General features: G+C 65.1%; 15 protein-coding genes and 1 pseudogene. 12 read left to right on the top strand and 4 right to left on the bottom strand.

What is annotated here, in order from left to right; all coding sequences use genetic code 11:
* Positions 1-122: 122 nt before the first annotated feature.
* The 5 genes from ACN8M7_RS22430 to ACN8M7_RS22410 all read left to right on the top strand — a co-directional run bounded on the left by ACN8M7_RS22430 (position 123) and on the right by ACN8M7_RS22410 (position 4,918).
* Positions 123-1,496: a M16 family metallopeptidase gene (locus tag ACN8M7_RS22430; RefSeq protein WP_490262209.1), complete on the top strand. Its 1,374-nt coding sequence runs from the start codon at positions 123-125 to the stop codon at positions 1,494-1,496.
* Positions 1,486-2,946, top strand: coding sequence for a M16 family metallopeptidase (locus ACN8M7_RS22425; RefSeq protein WP_490262208.1), 1,461 nt, complete (start codon positions 1,486-1,488; stop codon positions 2,944-2,946). The genes ACN8M7_RS22430 and ACN8M7_RS22425 overlap by 11 nt, the downstream gene beginning before the upstream one ends.
* Positions 2,946-3,548, top strand: a complete 603-nt coding sequence (rsmD, locus tag ACN8M7_RS22420; protein ID WP_490262207.1) for a 16S rRNA (guanine(966)-N(2))-methyltransferase RsmD — start codon at positions 2,946-2,948, stop codon at positions 3,546-3,548. Before ACN8M7_RS22425 ends, rsmD begins: the two co-directional genes overlap by 1 nt.
* Positions 3,545-3,763, top strand: coding sequence for a hypothetical protein (locus tag ACN8M7_RS22415; RefSeq protein ID WP_061240197.1), 219 nt, complete (start codon positions 3,545-3,547; stop codon positions 3,761-3,763). Before rsmD ends, ACN8M7_RS22415 begins: the two co-directional genes overlap by 4 nt.
* A gap of 174 nt (positions 3,764-3,937) precedes the next feature.
* On the top strand, positions 3,938-4,918 hold the full coding sequence (locus tag ACN8M7_RS22410; RefSeq protein ID WP_490262206.1) for a hydrolase: 981 nt from the start codon (positions 3,938-3,940) through the stop codon (positions 4,916-4,918).
* Positions 4,919-5,038: 120 nt separating this feature from the next.
* Here ACN8M7_RS22410 and ACN8M7_RS22405 read toward each other — a convergent pair whose 3' ends face one another.
* Positions 5,039-5,698, bottom strand: a complete 660-nt coding sequence (locus tag ACN8M7_RS22405) for a TetR/AcrR family transcriptional regulator (RefSeq protein ID WP_490262205.1) — start codon at positions 5,696-5,698, stop codon at positions 5,039-5,041.
* 214 nt (positions 5,699-5,912) lie between these two features.
* Between ACN8M7_RS22405 and ACN8M7_RS22400 the strand changes: the two genes are divergently transcribed.
* From ACN8M7_RS22400 to ggt, 7 genes are all read left to right on the top strand, one after another.
* On the top strand, positions 5,913-7,343 hold the full coding sequence (locus tag ACN8M7_RS22400; protein ID WP_490262204.1) for a coniferyl aldehyde dehydrogenase: 1,431 nt from the start codon (positions 5,913-5,915) through the stop codon (positions 7,341-7,343).
* 42 nt (positions 7,344-7,385) lie between these two features.
* Complete coding sequence (locus ACN8M7_RS22395) at positions 7,386-7,931, top strand: twin-arginine translocation pathway signal protein (protein WP_490262203.1); 546 nt, start codon at positions 7,386-7,388, stop codon at positions 7,929-7,931.
* A 178-nt stretch (positions 7,932-8,109) separates the two neighbouring features.
* A complete protein-coding gene (locus ACN8M7_RS22390; RefSeq protein WP_490262202.1) occupies positions 8,110-9,702 on the top strand; it encodes a GMC family oxidoreductase in 1,593 nt (530 codons plus the stop codon).
* A gap of 1 nt (position 9,703) precedes the next feature.
* Positions 9,704-10,075: a hypothetical protein gene (locus ACN8M7_RS22385; protein ID WP_061240191.1), complete on the top strand. Its 372-nt coding sequence runs from the start codon at positions 9,704-9,706 to the stop codon at positions 10,073-10,075.
* A 77-nt stretch (positions 10,076-10,152) separates the two neighbouring features.
* Positions 10,153-10,635, top strand: coding sequence for a pantetheine-phosphate adenylyltransferase (coaD, locus tag ACN8M7_RS22380; RefSeq protein ID WP_061240190.1), 483 nt, complete (start codon positions 10,153-10,155; stop codon positions 10,633-10,635).
* A gap of 157 nt (positions 10,636-10,792) precedes the next feature.
* Positions 10,793-11,044 (top strand): YfhL family 4Fe-4S dicluster ferredoxin, encoded by a 252-nt coding sequence (locus ACN8M7_RS22375; protein ID WP_004373873.1) that lies wholly within the window; start codon positions 10,793-10,795, stop codon positions 11,042-11,044.
* A 78-nt stretch (positions 11,045-11,122) separates the two neighbouring features.
* The gene (gene ggt, locus ACN8M7_RS22370; RefSeq protein WP_490262201.1) at positions 11,123-12,796 is read left to right on the top strand and encodes a gamma-glutamyltransferase; all 1,674 of its coding nucleotides are present in this window, start codon (positions 11,123-11,125) and stop codon (positions 12,794-12,796) included.
* A gap of 60 nt (positions 12,797-12,856) precedes the next feature.
* Here ggt and ACN8M7_RS22365 read toward each other — a convergent pair whose 3' ends face one another.
* The 3 genes and pseudogenes from ACN8M7_RS22365 to ACN8M7_RS22355 all read right to left on the bottom strand — a co-directional run bounded on the left by ACN8M7_RS22365 (position 12,857) and on the right by ACN8M7_RS22355 (position 15,777).
* The gene (locus ACN8M7_RS22365; RefSeq protein WP_490262200.1) at positions 12,857-14,692 is read right to left on the bottom strand and encodes a Na/Pi cotransporter family protein; all 1,836 of its coding nucleotides are present in this window, start codon (positions 14,690-14,692) and stop codon (positions 12,857-12,859) included.
* 92 nt (positions 14,693-14,784) lie between these two features.
* Positions 14,785-15,123, bottom strand: coding sequence for a hypothetical protein (locus tag ACN8M7_RS22360; protein ID WP_061240186.1), 339 nt, complete (start codon positions 15,121-15,123; stop codon positions 14,785-14,787).
* A gap of 76 nt (positions 15,124-15,199) precedes the next feature.
* A pseudogene (locus ACN8M7_RS22355) lies at positions 15,200-15,777 on the bottom strand (lysophospholipid acyltransferase family protein).
* Positions 15,778-15,780 lie beyond the last annotated feature (3 nt).

The following is a 15,780-nucleotide window of genomic DNA, read 5'->3' as shown; positions in this document are numbered from 1 at the left end:
GAGCGTTCGCTAACAGGCTGAAAAGCCTTGCCGCGCCGCCCCGGAAAAGGATGGGGTATCCTAGCACCTCTTCGCCCGCCGGCGGTACGACCGCCCAGGCTATCCGACAGGTCAGACTTTCGATGAATGCCATTGCCCGCCGTTCCCTCGGCCTGCTGTTCGGCGCACTCTGCGTGCCACTTGCGGCCTTCGCTTCTCCCGCTCAACCCACTCACGAATTCAAACTGGACAATGGCCTGAAGGTCATCGTCCGCGAGGATCACCGCGCCCCCGTGGTGGTCTCCCAGCTCTGGTACAAGGTCGGTTCCAGCTACGAGACGCCCGGCTCCACCGGCCTGTCCCATGCGCTGGAACACATGATGTTCAAGGGCAGCGCCAAGCTCGGCCCGGGCGAAGCCTCGGAAGTGCTGCGCCAGTTGGGCGCAGAAGAGAACGCCTTCACCAGCGACGACTACACCGCCTACTACCAGGTACTGGCCAGCGACCGCCTGCCGGTTGCCCTGGAGCTTGAAGCCGACCGCCTGGCCAGCCTGCAACTGCCGGCGGCCGAGTTCGACAAGGAAATCGAGGTAATCAAGGAGGAGCGCCGCCTGCGCACCGACGACCGCCCCTCGTCCAAGGCCTTCGAGCTGTTCAAGGCCATGGCCTACCCGGCCAGCGGCTACAGCATTCCCACCATTGGCTGGATGGCCGACCTCCAGCGCATGCACATCGACGAACTGCGCGCCTGGTACAAGAAGTGGTACGCGCCGAACAACGCCACCCTGGTGGTGGTCGGCGATGTGACCCTGGACGAGGTCAAGACCCAGGTGCAGCGCTACTTCGGCGATATTCCGCGCCGCGAGGTGCCGACCGCCAAGCTGCCGCTGGAACTCGCCGCGCCGGGCGAACGTCGCACCACGCTGCACCTCAAGACCCAACTGCCGAGCCTGCTGATGGGCTTCAACGTGCCAGGCCTGGCCACCGCCGAGACGCCGCGTCAGGTCTACGCCCTGCGCCTGGCCGCGGCCCTGCTCGATGGTGGTTACAGCGCGCGTCTGTCGACCCGCCTGGAGCGCGGCGAGGAACTCGTTTCCGGTGCCAGCGCCTGGTACAACGCCTTCACCCGGGGCGACAGCCTGTTCGTTCTGACCGCAACGCCCAACGTGCAGAAGGGCAAGACCCTGGAGCAGGCCGAAGCCGGCCTGTGGCGTGAGCTGGAGGAGTTGAAGAGGAACCCGCCATCGGCTGCCGAACTGGCGCGCGTGCGTGCCCAGGTCATCGCCAGCCTGGTGTTCGAGCGCGACTCGATCACCAGCCAGGCCACCAGCATCGGTCAACTGGAAACCGTCGGCCTGTCCTGGCAACTGATCGACCAGGAACTGAACGAACTGCAGGCCGTCACCCCAGCCGACATCCAGCAGGCCGCCCGCACCTTCTTCGTCCGCGACCGCCTGAGCGTCGCCCACATCCTGCCCGAAGCGTCCCGCAATGAGGAGTCCCGTCATGAAGACTGAGCATCGCCGCCTGGGCCTGCTCGGCCTGGTCCTGTCCAGCGCACTGGTGCTGGGCGCCTGCGCCAGCCTCTCTGACAATGCACCAACAGGCGGCGCCGCCAAGCTGCAGTCACTGGCCGCACTCGATGGCACGGCTCCCACCCGCCGCACTCTGGATATCCAGACCTGGCAGACGGCCCAGGGCGCCAAGGTATTGTTCGTCGAAGCCCATGAGCTGCCGATGTTCGACCTGCGCCTGACCTTCGCTGCCGGCAGCAGCCAGGACGGCGGCGTGCCGGGCCTGGCCACCCTGACCAACGCCATGCTCAACGAAGGCGTGCCGGGCAAGGATGTCGGCGCCATCGCTGCCGGCTTCGAGGGCCTCGGCGCCGAGTTCGGCAACGGTGCCTACCGCGACATGGCCGTGGCCAGCCTGCGCAGCCTCAGCGCCCGCGAGCAGCGTGAGCCGGCGCTGGCCCTGTTCGCCGATGTACTGGGCAAACCCACCTTCCCCGCCGACTCGCTGGCACGGATCAAGAACCAGCTGCTCGCCGGCTTCGAGTTCCAGAAGCAGAACCCGGGCAAACTGGCCAGCCTGGAGTTGTTCGAACGCCTGTACGGCAAGCATCCCTACGCCCATCCGAGCGACGGCAACGCGCAATCGATCCCGGCGATCAGCCGTCAGCAACTGCAGGCCTTCCATGCTCGCGCCTACAGCGCCGGCAACGCGGTGATCGCCCTGGTCGGTGATCTGTCGCGCGCCGAGGCCGAGGCCATCGCCAACCGCATCTCCGCCGCGCTGCCGCAAGGCCCGGCGTTGGCGAAGATCGCCCAGCCGCAAACGCCCAAGCCCGGTACCAGCCATATCGAATACCCGTCCAACCAGACCCACCTGATGCTCGCCCAGCTCGGCATCGACCGCCGCGACCCGGACTATGCCGCGCTGTACCTGGGCAACCAGATCTTCGGCGGCGGCGGTTTCGGCACTCGTCTGATGAGCGAAGTGCGCGAGAAGCGTGGCCTGACCTACGGCGTCTACTCCGGTTTCAGCGCCATGCAGGCGCGCGGCCCGTTCATGATCAACCTGCAGACCCGCGCCGAGCTCAGCGAAGGCACCCTGAAACTGGTCAAGCAGTTGCTGGCCGACTACCTGCGCGATGGCCCGACCCAGCAGGAACTGGACAACGCCAAGCGTGAGCTGGCCGGCAGCTTCCCGCTGTCCACCGCGAGCAATGCCGATATCGTCGGCCAGCTGGCGTCGATGGGCTTCTACGACCTGCCGCTGAGCTACCTGGACGATTTCATGCGTGATGTGCAGAGCCTCACCACCGAACAGGTCAAGGCGGCGATGGCCAAGCACCTCGACCCCGAGGCGCTGGTGGTGGTGACCGCCGGCCCGACGGTGCCGCAGAAGGAGCTGCCTCCGCCCACCGAGCGCCCGGCCGAGCTGCCCAGCACGGTGCCGCACTGATGCGTGGCCGCGCCCCGCAGAAAACCGCCGCGGGCAAAGCCCATGGCGGCCAGGGCCAATTGCGCATCATCGGTGGACAGTGGCGTTCACGGCGCTTCGCCTTCCCTGATGGACCGGGCCTGCGCCCGACCCCGGACCGGGTACGCGAGACGCTGTTCAACTGGCTGGCGCCCCATGTCGAGGGTGCCCATGTGCTCGACCCCTTCGCCGGCAGTGGCGCGTTGCTGCTCGAAGCGCTGTCGCGCGGCGCCGCCAGCGGCTTGGCCTGTGACCTCAACCCGGCGTCGGTTGCCGCGTTGCGCGGCCACCTGGCGACCCTGCAATGCAGCACGGGCGAGATTCAGTTGGGCGACGCCCTGCAACTGCTGGCCCGCCCGGCGCCACGCCGCTTCGATATCGTCCTGCTCGACCCGCCGTTTCACAAGGACCTGCTGCAGGACGCCTGCAGCCTGCTGGAAGCACAGGGCTGGTTGGCCGATGACGCCTGGGTCTATACCGAAAGCGAGACCGCACCCTCCACCCTGGGCCTGCCCGGCAACTGGCGCCTGCACCGCGAGAAACACACCGGCCAGGTGCATTACGCGCTGTGGCAGCGTGGATGAAGGATTTCATCTACGACCACCTGCCCTACCTGCTGCTGATAGCACTGGCGCTGCCGGTGCTGTTCAGCCAGCAGGAAATTGCGCTCAACCTGCAGCGCGCGATACCGCACGATCCCAATGGCGGAGTCGTCATCGGGCTTACCAACCAGCGCATCGCCGCCCTGCTGGTATTGGCCTGGTGTGCCTGGCGCATGATGCGCAAGCGACGGCGCTAAGCGGGCAACATTGCGGCGAGCCTGCAGGGGCGAGCAAAATCCTCGCAAGTTGGCCTGGCCAGCGATTGCTTTGAATGTAGGGTGGATGTCGCCTTTTACATCCACCATGATGGCGTGATCGGTGGATGGGAAAGCGCCAGCTACGCGCCCCGCCCCACCCTACAGGACACCTTCATGACCCCCTTCCAACCCGCCTGGTGGCTCCCCGGCCCGCATCTGCAGACGCTGTGGAACCCCTTCTGCCGCAAGCCGCCACGACTCGAACGGCAGCGCGAGCGGCTGTGGCTGGATGATGGCGACTTTCTCGATCTCGACTGGCACGGCCCGCACGACGCCCACGCACCACTGGTACTGGTGCTGCACGGCCTGACCGGCAGTTCCAGCTCGCTCTACGTGCTGGGCCTGCAGCAGACCCTGGCGGCACGCGGCTGGGCCAGCGTGGCGCTGAACTGGCGCGGCTGCTCCGGCGAGCCCAACCTGTTGCCGCGCGGCTACCACTCCGGCGCCAGCGAAGACCTGGCTTCGGCCGTGGCCCACCTGCGCACCCTGCGGCCGCTGGCGCCACTGTTCGCGGTCGGCTATTCGCTGGGCGGCAATGTCCTGCTCAAGTACCTCGGCGAAAGCGGCGAGCAAAGCCAACTGCAGGGCGCCGTGGCGGTGTCGGTACCGTTTCGCCTGGATCAGTGCGCGGATCGTATCGGGCTGGGTTTCTCACGGGTGTACCAGGCGCACTTCATGCGCGAGATGGTCGCCTACGTGAACAACAAGCAACGCCTGTTCGCCGAGAGCGGCCAGGGAGAACGCCTGTCGGTGCTGGAGCGCCTGGGCCCGCTGGACGGCATGCGCACCTTCTGGGACTTCGACGGGCGCATCACCGCGCCGCTGCATGGTTTCACCGACGCGCATGACTACTACCGGCGCGCCTCCAGCCGTTTCTACCTGGGTGAAATCCGTACGCGCACGCTGATCATCCAGGCCGAGGACGACCCCTTCATCTTCCGCCACAGCCTGCCCGAGGCCAGCGAGCTCGCCCCGGGTACCGAGTTCGAGTTGCACGCCAAAGGCGGCCATGTCGGCTTCGTCGAGGGCAGCCCGCGCCAGCCGGGGTATTACCTGGAGCGGCGCATTCCGCAGTGGTTGGTGAGCCTCGGGTAATCGCGGCTGAAGCCGCTCCTACGCGGATGGCAGGGACCGTAGCAGCAGATTGTGGGAGGGCTCAGCGGCGAAACGCTCGCGGCTAAAGCCCCTCCTACAAAGGCCGAACGCGTGAGGCAATCACCCCAACACCTGCTCCAGCGGCACGTGCAGGCGACCGTACAGTGCCTCGACCGCCTCGCGAGCGGAAGGCGCGATGTAGCCATCCTCCAGTGCCAGCACCTGATAGATGCCACGGCGCAACATGTCCTGGCTGAGGTTTTCCGGGTTGGCCCCGGCAGTGCAGAGAAAACGCACCCAGGAGGTCATGATGATCCAGCTGTTGAGCGTCAACGCCTCGATCTGCGCGGGGCTGATCAGCAGGATGTCTGCCTCGACGAAGCCCTGATAGATCGATTGCGCGCCCACCAGGCAGCGCCGGGCGAAGGCACGGTAGCGCTCGGCCAATTCAGCATCTGAGTCGAGCAGATGCTCGAGGTCGCGGTGCAGAAAGCGGTAGTGCCACATCGCGGCCAGCAGCGCTTCCAGGTAGAAGGTCTTGTCCGCCACCGTCAAGGCACGGCCTTCGGGCACACGCAGAAAGCTGTCGACCTTGCTTTCGTACTCGGCGAACAGCTCGGCGATGATCACCTGCTTGTTGCGGAAGTGGTAATACAGGTTGCCCGGCGAAATACCCAGGTGCGCGGCGATATGGTTGGTGGTGACATTGCGCTCGCCCTGACTGTTGAACAGGGCCAGGCTCTCGGCAACGATGCGGTCGCGGGTCTTGGGTGGCGCCATGACGCAGCTCGATCTCGACTTCAAAAGTGGCAAAGGTACAGACGAAACAGGCTAAGTGTTACCCCTCGACGCATGCCAACAGCACCTGCTGACCTTTGGTTAGGGTGCGACTCAGGCAGTGACGCGGCATCCTATTTGACACATTAGAGTAATTGCTCTAGAAATCCAGCACAGTCTTTCTGATGCAGTCCGCTGGAACGTCGAGGAGAAACCCATGGTCGCCGACATCGCCTACCTGCAGCACAGCCAACAGCAGATCAACCAGCTCGATGGCAGCTTCGCCCTGCAGCGTGCGGCCTTTGCCGCCAACCCGATGCCGTCGGCCGAACAACGCATCCAGTGGCTGAAGTCCCTGAGTGAGCTGCTGACCCAGCAGCAGGACGCCCTGGTGGCGGCGATCAGTGCAGACTTCAGCAACCGCTCGGCCGACGAAACGCTGCTTGCCGAGCTGATGCCCAGCCTGCATGGCATTCACTACGCCAGCAAACGCATCAAGAAATGGATGAAACCCTCGCGGCGCAGCGTCGGCCTGCAGTTCATGCCCGCCGCCGCCAAGGTCATCTACCAGCCGCTGGGGGTGGTCGGCATCATCGTGCCGTGGAACTACCCGCTGTTTCTCGCCATCGGCCCGCTGACCGGCGCCCTGGCCGCTGGCAACCGGGTGATGATCAAGATGAGCGAGTCCACCCCGGCCACCTCGCAGTTGATCAAGGATCTGCTGGCGCGCATCTTCCCCGAGGATCTGGTCAGTGTCGCCCTGGGTGAGGCTGAAGTCGGCATGGCCTTTTCCAAATTGCCGTTCGACCACCTGCTGTTCACCGGCGCCACCAGCATCGGCAAGCACGTGATGCGCGCCGCCGCCGAGAACCTCACCCCGGTGACCCTGGAGTTGGGCGGCAAGTCACCGGCCATCGTGTCCGCCGACGTACCGCTGGCCGACGCCGCCGAGCGCATCGCCTTCGGCAAGACCCTCAATGCCGGGCAAACCTGCGTGGCACCGGACTACGTGCTGGTGCCGCGTGATCGCGTCGACGGCTTCGTCAGCGCCTACCGCGAGGTGGTGCAGCGCTTCTACCCGCAGCTCAAGGACAACCCGGACTACACGGCGATCATCAACGAACGCCAGCTGGCCCGCCTCAATGGCTACCTGCACGACGCCCAGACCAAGGGCGCGCGCATCGTCCCGCTCTACCCCGAGACCCAGGGCCGGCGCCTGCCGCAGAGCCTGGTGCTGGACGTCAACGACGACATGAAGCTGATGCAGGACGAGATCTTCGGCCCACTGCTGCCGGTGGTGCCCTACGACCGTCTTGAAGACGCCTTCGCCTACGTCAACGCGCGGCCGCGGCCGCTGGCGCTGTACTACTTCGGCTACGACAAGCGCGAGCAGCAGCGCGTGCTGCACGAGACTCACTCAGGCGGTGTGTGCCTGAACGACACCCTGCTGCACGTGGCGCAGGACGACATGCCATTCGGTGGCATCGGCCCGTCGGGCATGGGCCACTACCACGGCCACGAAGGCTTCCTGACCTTCAGCAAGGCCAAGGGCGTGTTCATCAAGCAACGCTTCAACGCCGCGCGGCTGATCTATCCGCCTTATGGCAAGGCGATCCAGAAGCTGGTCTACAGGTTGTTCGTACGCTGATCAACGCGGGCAACGCCCGCTCTACACCTGGTGATAACAACAATGAACGACACCACCCTCCACGCGCCGCAGCTGTCGCGGCGCAGCCTGCTCAAGGTCGGCCTGCTGGGCACGGCGCTGCTCGGCACTGCCGGGCTGACCGCCACCCTCAGTGGCTGCTCGGCCAGCACGCCCGCCAGCGGCCACCTGATCCTGCGCAGCAGCGACCTGCCGTTTCTGCGTGCGTTGATCCCGGTGATGCTCGATGGCGCCGTCAGCGCTGAGCAGATGCCCCAGGCCGTCGACGGCACGCTGAAGAGCCTCGACAACAGCCTGGCACACCTGTCGCCGGAAATGCTCAAGCTCACCGTGCAACTGTTCGACGTACTGGCCCTGCCCGTCACCCGTGGCCCGCTGACCGGGGTCTGGGGCAGCTGGGACAACGCCAGCGCCGATGACGTGCGGCATTTTCTGAGGCGCTGGCAGAACAGCAGCCTGAGCCTGCTACGCATGGGCCATGCCTCACTGCTGCAGCTGGTGATGATGGCCTGGTACAGCCGCCCCGAGTCCTGGGCGCACTGCGGCTATCCGGGGCCGCCCACCGTATAACGGCTGAAGCGGACCGCCACCCGGCCCACCCTGCCGACTGCAGAGAGCATCGCGGCTGAAGCCGCTCCCACGGGATGCGGGCTGTTTGTGTAGGAGCGGATTTATCCGCGATCAGAGCGGCCACTCAGCTCGTGAGTTCGCCCCTACAGACGGCCCTACGACAAGAAGAGAAGGTGAAATGCCTGTACCCGATTTGTTCAAGCAAGGCCTGGCGAAAGGCTGGAAGACATACGACGGTTCGCGCCTGGAAAACGACCTGACCCTGGAAGCCGACGTTGCCATCGTCGGCAGCGGCGCCGGCGGTGGTACCACGGCGGAAATCCTCAGCGCCGCCGGCTATAAGGTGCTGCTGATCGAGGAAGGTCCGCTGAAGACCAGCGACGACTTCAAGATGCAGGAGGCCGAGGCCTACCCAAACCTCTATCAGGAAGGCATCGGCCGCATGAGCAAGGATGGCGCCATCACCATCCTGCAGGGACGCGCCGTCGGCGGCACCACGCTGGTCAACTGGACCAGCAGCTTCCGCACGCCGCCGCAGACACTGGCGTACTGGGCCGAAGCCCACGCCGTGAAGGGCCATGATGTCGCCTCCATGGCGCCCTGGTTCGAGAAAATGGAACAGCGCCTGGGCGTCGCCCCCTGGGCCGTGCCGCCGAACGCCAACAACGAGGTGATCCGCAGCGGTTGCGACAAGCTCGGCTATCACTGGGCGGTGATCCCGCGCAACGTGCGTGGCTGCTGGAATCTGGGTTACTGCGGCATGGGCTGCCCGACCAACGCCAAGCAATCGATGCTGGTCACCACCATCCCCGCCACCCTGGATGCAGGCGGCGAGCTGCTCTATCTGGCGCGCGCCGACGAGCTGGTGATCGAAGGCGACAAGGTGGTCGGCATCGACTGCCTGGGCATGGACGAACGCTGCGTCGCGCCCACCGGCAAACGCATCCGCGTCAAGGCGCGGCATTACGTGTTGGCTGGCGGCGGCATCAATACGCCCGGCCTGCTGCTGCGCTCCGCGGTGCCTGACCCGCACAAACGCATCGGCCGGCGCACCTACCTGCACCTGGTGAACTTCTCCGCAGCGCAGTTCGAGCAGGTCATCAATCCTTTCTATGGCGCACCGCAATCGCTCTACTCCGATCACTTCCAGTGGGATGACGGCACCAGCGGACGTCTGTCCTACAAGCTGGAAGTGCCGCCGCTGCAGCCGGCGCTGACTGCCACCCTGCTTGGCGAGTTCGGTCGCGAGAACGCCCTGCGCATGGAGCAACTGCCGCACACCAACGTGATGCTCGCCCTGCTGCGCGACGGTTTCCACCCCGACAGCGCCGAAGGTCGTGTGGAACTGCGCGGCGACGGCAGCCCGGTGCTCGACTACCAGATGACCGACTACACCTGGGACGGGGTGCGCCGCGCTTTCCTGACCATGGCCGAAGTGCAGTTTGCCGCCGGGGCCAAGGCGGTGATGCCGATGCATGCCGATGCCGGTTACGTGAAGACATGGAAGCAGGCCAAGGACCTGATCGAGCACCTCGACCTCGCGCTCTACCGTACCCGCCTGGGCAGCGCTCACGTCATGGGCGGCTGCGCCATGGGCGAAGATCCGCAGCAGGCCGTGGTCGACAGCCTGGGTCGTCACCATCAGCTGGCCAACCTGTCGATCCACGATGGTTCGCTGTTCCCCACCAGTATCGGCGCCAACCCGCAGCTGTCGATCTACGGGCTGACCGCGAAACTCGCCACCTTGCTGGCCGAACGCCTGAAGGCCTGAGATGAGCAAGCTGATTGCCTTTCTCCTGCTGGTGGCAGGCACCATCCACCTGCTGCCAGTGGTCGGCGTGTTAGGCGGTGAACGGCTCAATGCGTTGTATGGCCTGGCCCTGGACGAGCCCAACCTGCAGATCCTGATGCGCCACCGCGCGGTGCTGTTCGGCCTGCTGGGCGCCCTGCTGGTAGCGGCGGCGTTCGTCCCGACGCTGCGCAGCGCGGCCATGCTCGCAGGGCTGGTCAGCGTGCTCGCCTTCCTCCTGCTGGCCTGGAGCGCACCCGTCTACAACGAGGCTTTGCGTCGTGTAGTCGTCGCCGACTGGATCGCCCTCGCCTGCCTGATACCTGCATCGCTGCTGCACCTGCGCAATCACTGAGCTGTCGTCGCGCTTGGCCGCAAGGGAAACGCTGCGCTACCATCCGCGACTCTTGCCGCCTCGAACAGGACGAAGCGATGAATCGAGTGTTGTACCCGGGTACCTTCGACCCCATCACCAAAGGCCATGGCGATCTGGTCGAACGCGCCTCGCGGCTTTTCGATCACGTCATCATCGCCGTCGCCGCCAGCCCCAAGAAGAACCCGCTGTTCCCGCTGGAGCAACGCGTCGAGCTGGCCCGCGAAGTGACCAAGCATCTGCCGAACGTCGAAGTGGTGGGTTTCTCCTCGCTGCTCGCGCACTTCGTCAAGGAACAGAACGCCAACGTGTTCCTGCGCGGCCTGCGTGCGGTATCGGACTTCGAGTACGAGTTCCAACTGGCCAACATGAACCGCCAGCTGGCGCCGGACGTCGAGAGCCTGTTCCTCACCCCATCGGAAAAATACTCGTTCATCTCCTCGACGCTGGTGCGCGAAATCGCCGCCCTGGGTGGCGATATTTCCAAGTTCGTTCACCCGGCCGTCGCCGACGCGCTGAACCAGCGCTTTCGCAAGAGCTGAAGACAGAACGCCGTAGGGTGCGCCATGCGCACCTGATGGCAGCCGCGATCTCAGGGCCACAACAACGCTGCATGGCGCCCCTGTGGGTAATCCGGCACAATTCGCAGCATCGTTGCCCGTACAGTGTCGAAGCCAGCGCCTCGACAGGAGTTGCCCCATGTCCCTGATCATCACCGACGATTGCATCAACTGCGACGTCTGCGAACCCGAGTGCCCCAACGGCGCCATCTCCCAGGGTGAGGAGATCTACGTGATCGACCCCAACCTGTGCACCGAATGCGTCGGCCACTACGATGAGCCGCAATGCCAGCAGGTGTGCCCGGTAGACTGCATCCCGCTCGACGAGAACAATGTCGAGAGCAAGGATGAGCTGATGCAGAAATATCGCATCATCACCGGCAAGGCCTGAGACTCCCGGCCAACCAGGCGCACGCGCCTGGGCAAGGCTGCTAAGCTGCGACTTCCTCAACCCATCTAGGTAGATCGCATGCTGCGCAAACTTCTGCTATCGACCCTGCTGCTCGGCGCCAGCCTGCTGGCGCAGGCCACACCGCATCAAGCCGCCATCGCCACCGCCCACCCGGCTGCCAGCGCCGCGGCCCAGCAGATGCTCGATGCTGGCGGCAACGCGTTCGACGCCGCCGTGGCTGCCAGCGCAGCGCTGGCCGTGGTCGAGCCCTATGGTTCTGGCCTGGGCGGCGGCGGTTTCTTCCTGCTGCGCAACGCCGGCGAAACGCCAACCTATGACTTTCTCGATGCCCGCGAGCGCGCGCCACTGGAAGCCAAGGCCGACCTCTACGCCAAAGACGGCCAGGTACAGCGCGAACTGTCCCTCAATGGCGCCCTCGCCGCCGCCATTCCCGGTCTGCCGGCGGCCCTGGTGGAACTGGCAGAGAAGCATGGTCGTCTGCCACTGAAAACCAGCCTGGCCCCCGCCATCGCCCTGGCTCGCGACGGCTTTGCCATCGATCGCGTCTACCGCGAGCGCGCCACCTGGCGCCTGGCCGCATTGCGCGATGATCCAGAGAGCGCACGACTGTTCCTCAATCAGGGTGAAGTCCCTGCCGAGGGCTACCTGCTGCGCCAGCCGGAACTGGCCGCCACCCTGCAGACCTTGGCGCAGAAGGGCCGTCCCGGTTTTTACGACGGCGCCCTGGCCGAACACCTGGTCGAAGGCGTACGCCGCGCCGGGGGTATCTGGACAATGGATGATATGCGCGGCTACCAGGTGGTTCGCCGCGCGCCCTTGCGCGTCACCCTGGACGATGGCCATGAGCTGATCAGCGCCCCACCCCCCTCGGCCGGTGGCGTGGCTCTGGCGCAAAGCCTGGGCATTCTCGAACAATTTCCCTGGCGTGATGCCGAGCCCGTACAACGCGTGCATTACGTGGTCGAGGCCCTGCGCCGCGCCTACCGCGACCGCGAGTTGCTGGGTGACCCGGACTTCGTCAAGAACCCACTGCAGGAAATGCTCTCGCCAGGCCACCTGGCCGTGCTCGCGGGCAGCATAGACCCCGAGCAGGCCACGCCCAGCGACAGCCTGCCACCGGCCGGCACCTGGCATGAAGGTGACAACACCACCCACTTCGCGGTACTCGATGCCGACGGCAATGCGGTGGCCGCCACCCTGTCGATCAATCTGCCGTTCGGCGCCGCTTTCACCGTGCCCGGTACCGGCGTGCTGCTCAACGATGAGATGGACGACTTCGCCGCCGCAGTCGATGGCTCCAACGCCTACGGTCTGGTGGGCAGCCAGGCCAACCTCATCGCCGGTGGAAAGCGGCCTCTGTCATCGATGAGCCCGAGTTTTCTCGAAAACACCGACGAGTTCGCCGCCTTCGGCACTCCAGGCGGCAGCCGCATTCCCAGCATGGTGCTGCTGGCGATGCTGCAATACCTCGACGGCCAACCCATCGAAAGCTGGCCGGCCGTGGCACGCTATCATCACCAGTTCCTGCCCGATGTGATCGAGCATGAGCCGGATACCTTCAGCGACGAGCAGGTCGCCGAGCTGCAAGCACGCGGCTACAGCCTCAAGCGTCTGGATCGGCAGTACGGCAATCAGCAGGTGCTGTTCTGGAACAAGGCCAGCGGCGAGGTGCAGGCAGCGAGCGACCCGCGTGGTATCGGGCAGCCGCTGGTAGTGCCCGGCAAGCAGTAGAACCGTAGCCCGGATGCAGCCCGGGACGCCCTTGCGGCGCAGCCCCGGACCTCATCCGGGCTACGGAGTCTCGATCAGGCTCTCCTGCTCATGCCCGAAGCGGCGCAGCTCACGGAACGGCACCTGCTCGTCGCCCAGCATCAGCACGTTGCGCAGGCTCTGGAAGATACGACTGACGTAGCCCAGGTCGTTCATCAGCGAGCTGGCCTGCAAGCCATCGAGATGACCGTAGCGCACCTCGCTGAACAGCCGCTGGCGGAACTGAGCGTCGAATTCCGCGGCCTGGTCGTCCAGCCAGGCCAGGCGTGAGCGCCAGGCCTCCTCTTCCAGCTCGCTGCGGGCCAGTTCGCGCAACTCGTGCAAGGTCAGCAGCAGATGGCGACGCAACTCGACATAACAGGTGCGTACGCCCGAAGGCGGCTGCTCCAGATAATGGCCGAGGTTCTTCTGCAGGTGCTTGGCATCCTTGACCGCATCCACCAGTTGCAGCGCCGCCAGTTGGCAAGTGTTCCAGAACTGCTGGTGTGCTTCGTCCATGGGCAACTCCATACGCCCCATGAAGCTCAGCAGATCGCCATACACGCCCTTGATATGGCGCTGATAGAGATCATTGGCGTCGACCCCGTCGCGCACCGGCCTGGCCTGCAGCAACTGCTCGTCGGCCTTGGCCTGCGCCAGTTGATCAACCGGCAGATACAAGGCATGGCAGATCACCTCCAGGCTCAGGCGCCCGAGGTGGCCCAGCTCCTGCACCACCGCGCCGGACGCCGCTTCGACCGAATCCAGGCAGCGCTCGTTCAGATAGCGAGCACGGGTGCGCTCGGGCTCGGCCACCAGTTCGGCCACCAGTTCGGTGATCAATACCTGCGGCTCGACTCGCTCCGGCAGCCAGCGGATCAGGTACTGCGCCAGGCGCGCCTGCAGCGGCCAGAACAGCGCCACGCCCATGGCGTTGAACAGCGTGTGGAACATCGCCAGCTGAATCAGGCTGTTCTCGCCAAGCCCCATGGGTTCGGCCAAGACATGCACCAGCCAGGTCAGCGGGCCGAGCAGGCAGAACGCGATAACGCCGGTGGTGATGTTGAACAGCACATGGGCCAGCGCCAGACGCTGGCCGCTGCGGTTGCCACCCAGCGAGCCGACGAAGGCGGTGGTCACGCTGCTGCCGACGTTCGAGCCGATGGCGATGGCCAGGCTTTGCCCCAGTTCCAGCTGACCACTGGCCAATGCCGCCAGGGTCAGCATCAGCGTGGCATGGCTCGACTGCAGCACGACGGTGATGGCCATGCCGATAGCGGTGAACAGCAATGCCCCGCGTAGCCCGCCTTCCTGCAGGCCCGTCATGTCCAGGCCATCACCGAAGCTGGCGAAGCCTTCCTTGATCTGGTCGATGCCGAGAAAGATGAACGCGATGCCCAGCACGATGCGCCCGGCCGCCTTGCTCCTGGGCCCGAAGAATCCGGCCAGCACACCGAGCACCAGCAGTGGCAGAGCCAGGGGGCTGAGGCTGAGGTTCTGCCCGGCCAGCGCCAGCAACCAGATGCCGCTGGTGGCGCCCAGGTTGGCGCCGAACAAAATGGCGATACCGCCGGCCAGTTGAATCAACCCGGTGCTGATGAAGGCGATGGTCAGCAGGGAAACCAGGGTGCTGGACTGCAGCAACAGGGTGCCACCCACGCCGAACAACAGGCTCTTGACGGGCGTGGACGTGCTACGCCCGAGTATCTGTTCCAGCTTGCTGCCCGCCAACTGGCGCAGGCCTTCTTCCAGGCACTGCATGCCGAACAGGAATATCGCCAGACCGGCGCACAGTTGCAGCCAGCCCTGGCTGAACCAGAACGAGGCGATCAGCCCCGACACCACCAGCAACAACATCACCCAGCGCAGGTACTTCATTACCACCGGTTCTTCCTTTTCTCGGCGTTCAAACGCAAACGGCCTCTCGCCTCCAAAGGGAGGCGAGAGGCCGTCTCAAGCGGTGTAGCGGATCAGTCTCGCTTGTAGCCGCTGCTGGTGCAGCCCAGGCAACGCACGAAGGCTTCTTTACCTGGTTCGACCACCAGAGACTGAGCAGCTTCACCGACATTACCGCCCAGTGCAGTGAACGGCAGGCTGACGACGAAGGCTGCAGCGCCGATCGCCGTGGCCCCGATCAGCAGCGGGCGGGCGATGACCAGGTCGCCGATCATGGCATAGCCCTTGGGGGCCTCGACAGTGTAGAGCGGATCGCCGCTGGCATTCTGCTGAACCACTTCTGCTTGCGCCGAGAGCGCCAGCAGGCCAGAGGTCAGCGCCAGGACAGCAGCGGAAGTGCGGAACGCTTTCATGGATCGATCCTTCAGATTATTCGGGAAAGTGCCAGTAACTATAACAGCGCATTGGTAATTGTCAGCGTGACGGACGTCAATCGCCGTGAAAGGCATATTCCGGCTTTTTCGGTACATAAGGCCGGAAGAACGCCAGCATCGCGGCCAGATCGGCCTTTTCGTCACCCGTAGGCTCGAAAGTAGGGCCGATGACCACGCGGCGGTTCTGGTAATCCAGCGCCCCGAGCACGATGGGCACGCCTGCGCCGAGGGCGATATGGTAGAAGCCCATCTTCCAGCGTTCGACCTTCTTGCGGGTGCCTTCGGGCGAGAGCACCAGGATGAATTGGTCATGCTCGCGAAGGCATCAATGGCCTGTTCAACGGTATTGAGTTGGCGATCACGGCGAATCGCGATGCCACCCCAGCTGCGCATCAACGCACCGAAGGGCCAGCGGAAGATGCTGTGTTTGCCGAACCAGCGGGCATTCAGGCGCAGCACGAACTTCAGCGCGATAAAGATCACGAAGTCCCAGTTGGAGGTGTGGTGGGCGCCGATGGCGACGAACTTGTCGAGCTTCGGCAACTGCCCCTCGATCCGCCAGCCCATCAGTTTCAGCACGCTGCGCCCCAGCCACTCGGCGGCCGGGTTGCGCGGCAGGTAGTTACCGGACATCGA

The organism is Pseudomonas spartinae (assembly GCF_965197125.1).
Taxonomy (GTDB): Bacteria; Pseudomonadota; Gammaproteobacteria; order Pseudomonadales; family Pseudomonadaceae; genus Aquipseudomonas; species Aquipseudomonas composti_A.
This window is presented reverse-complemented; position numbering and strand designations above follow the sequence as displayed.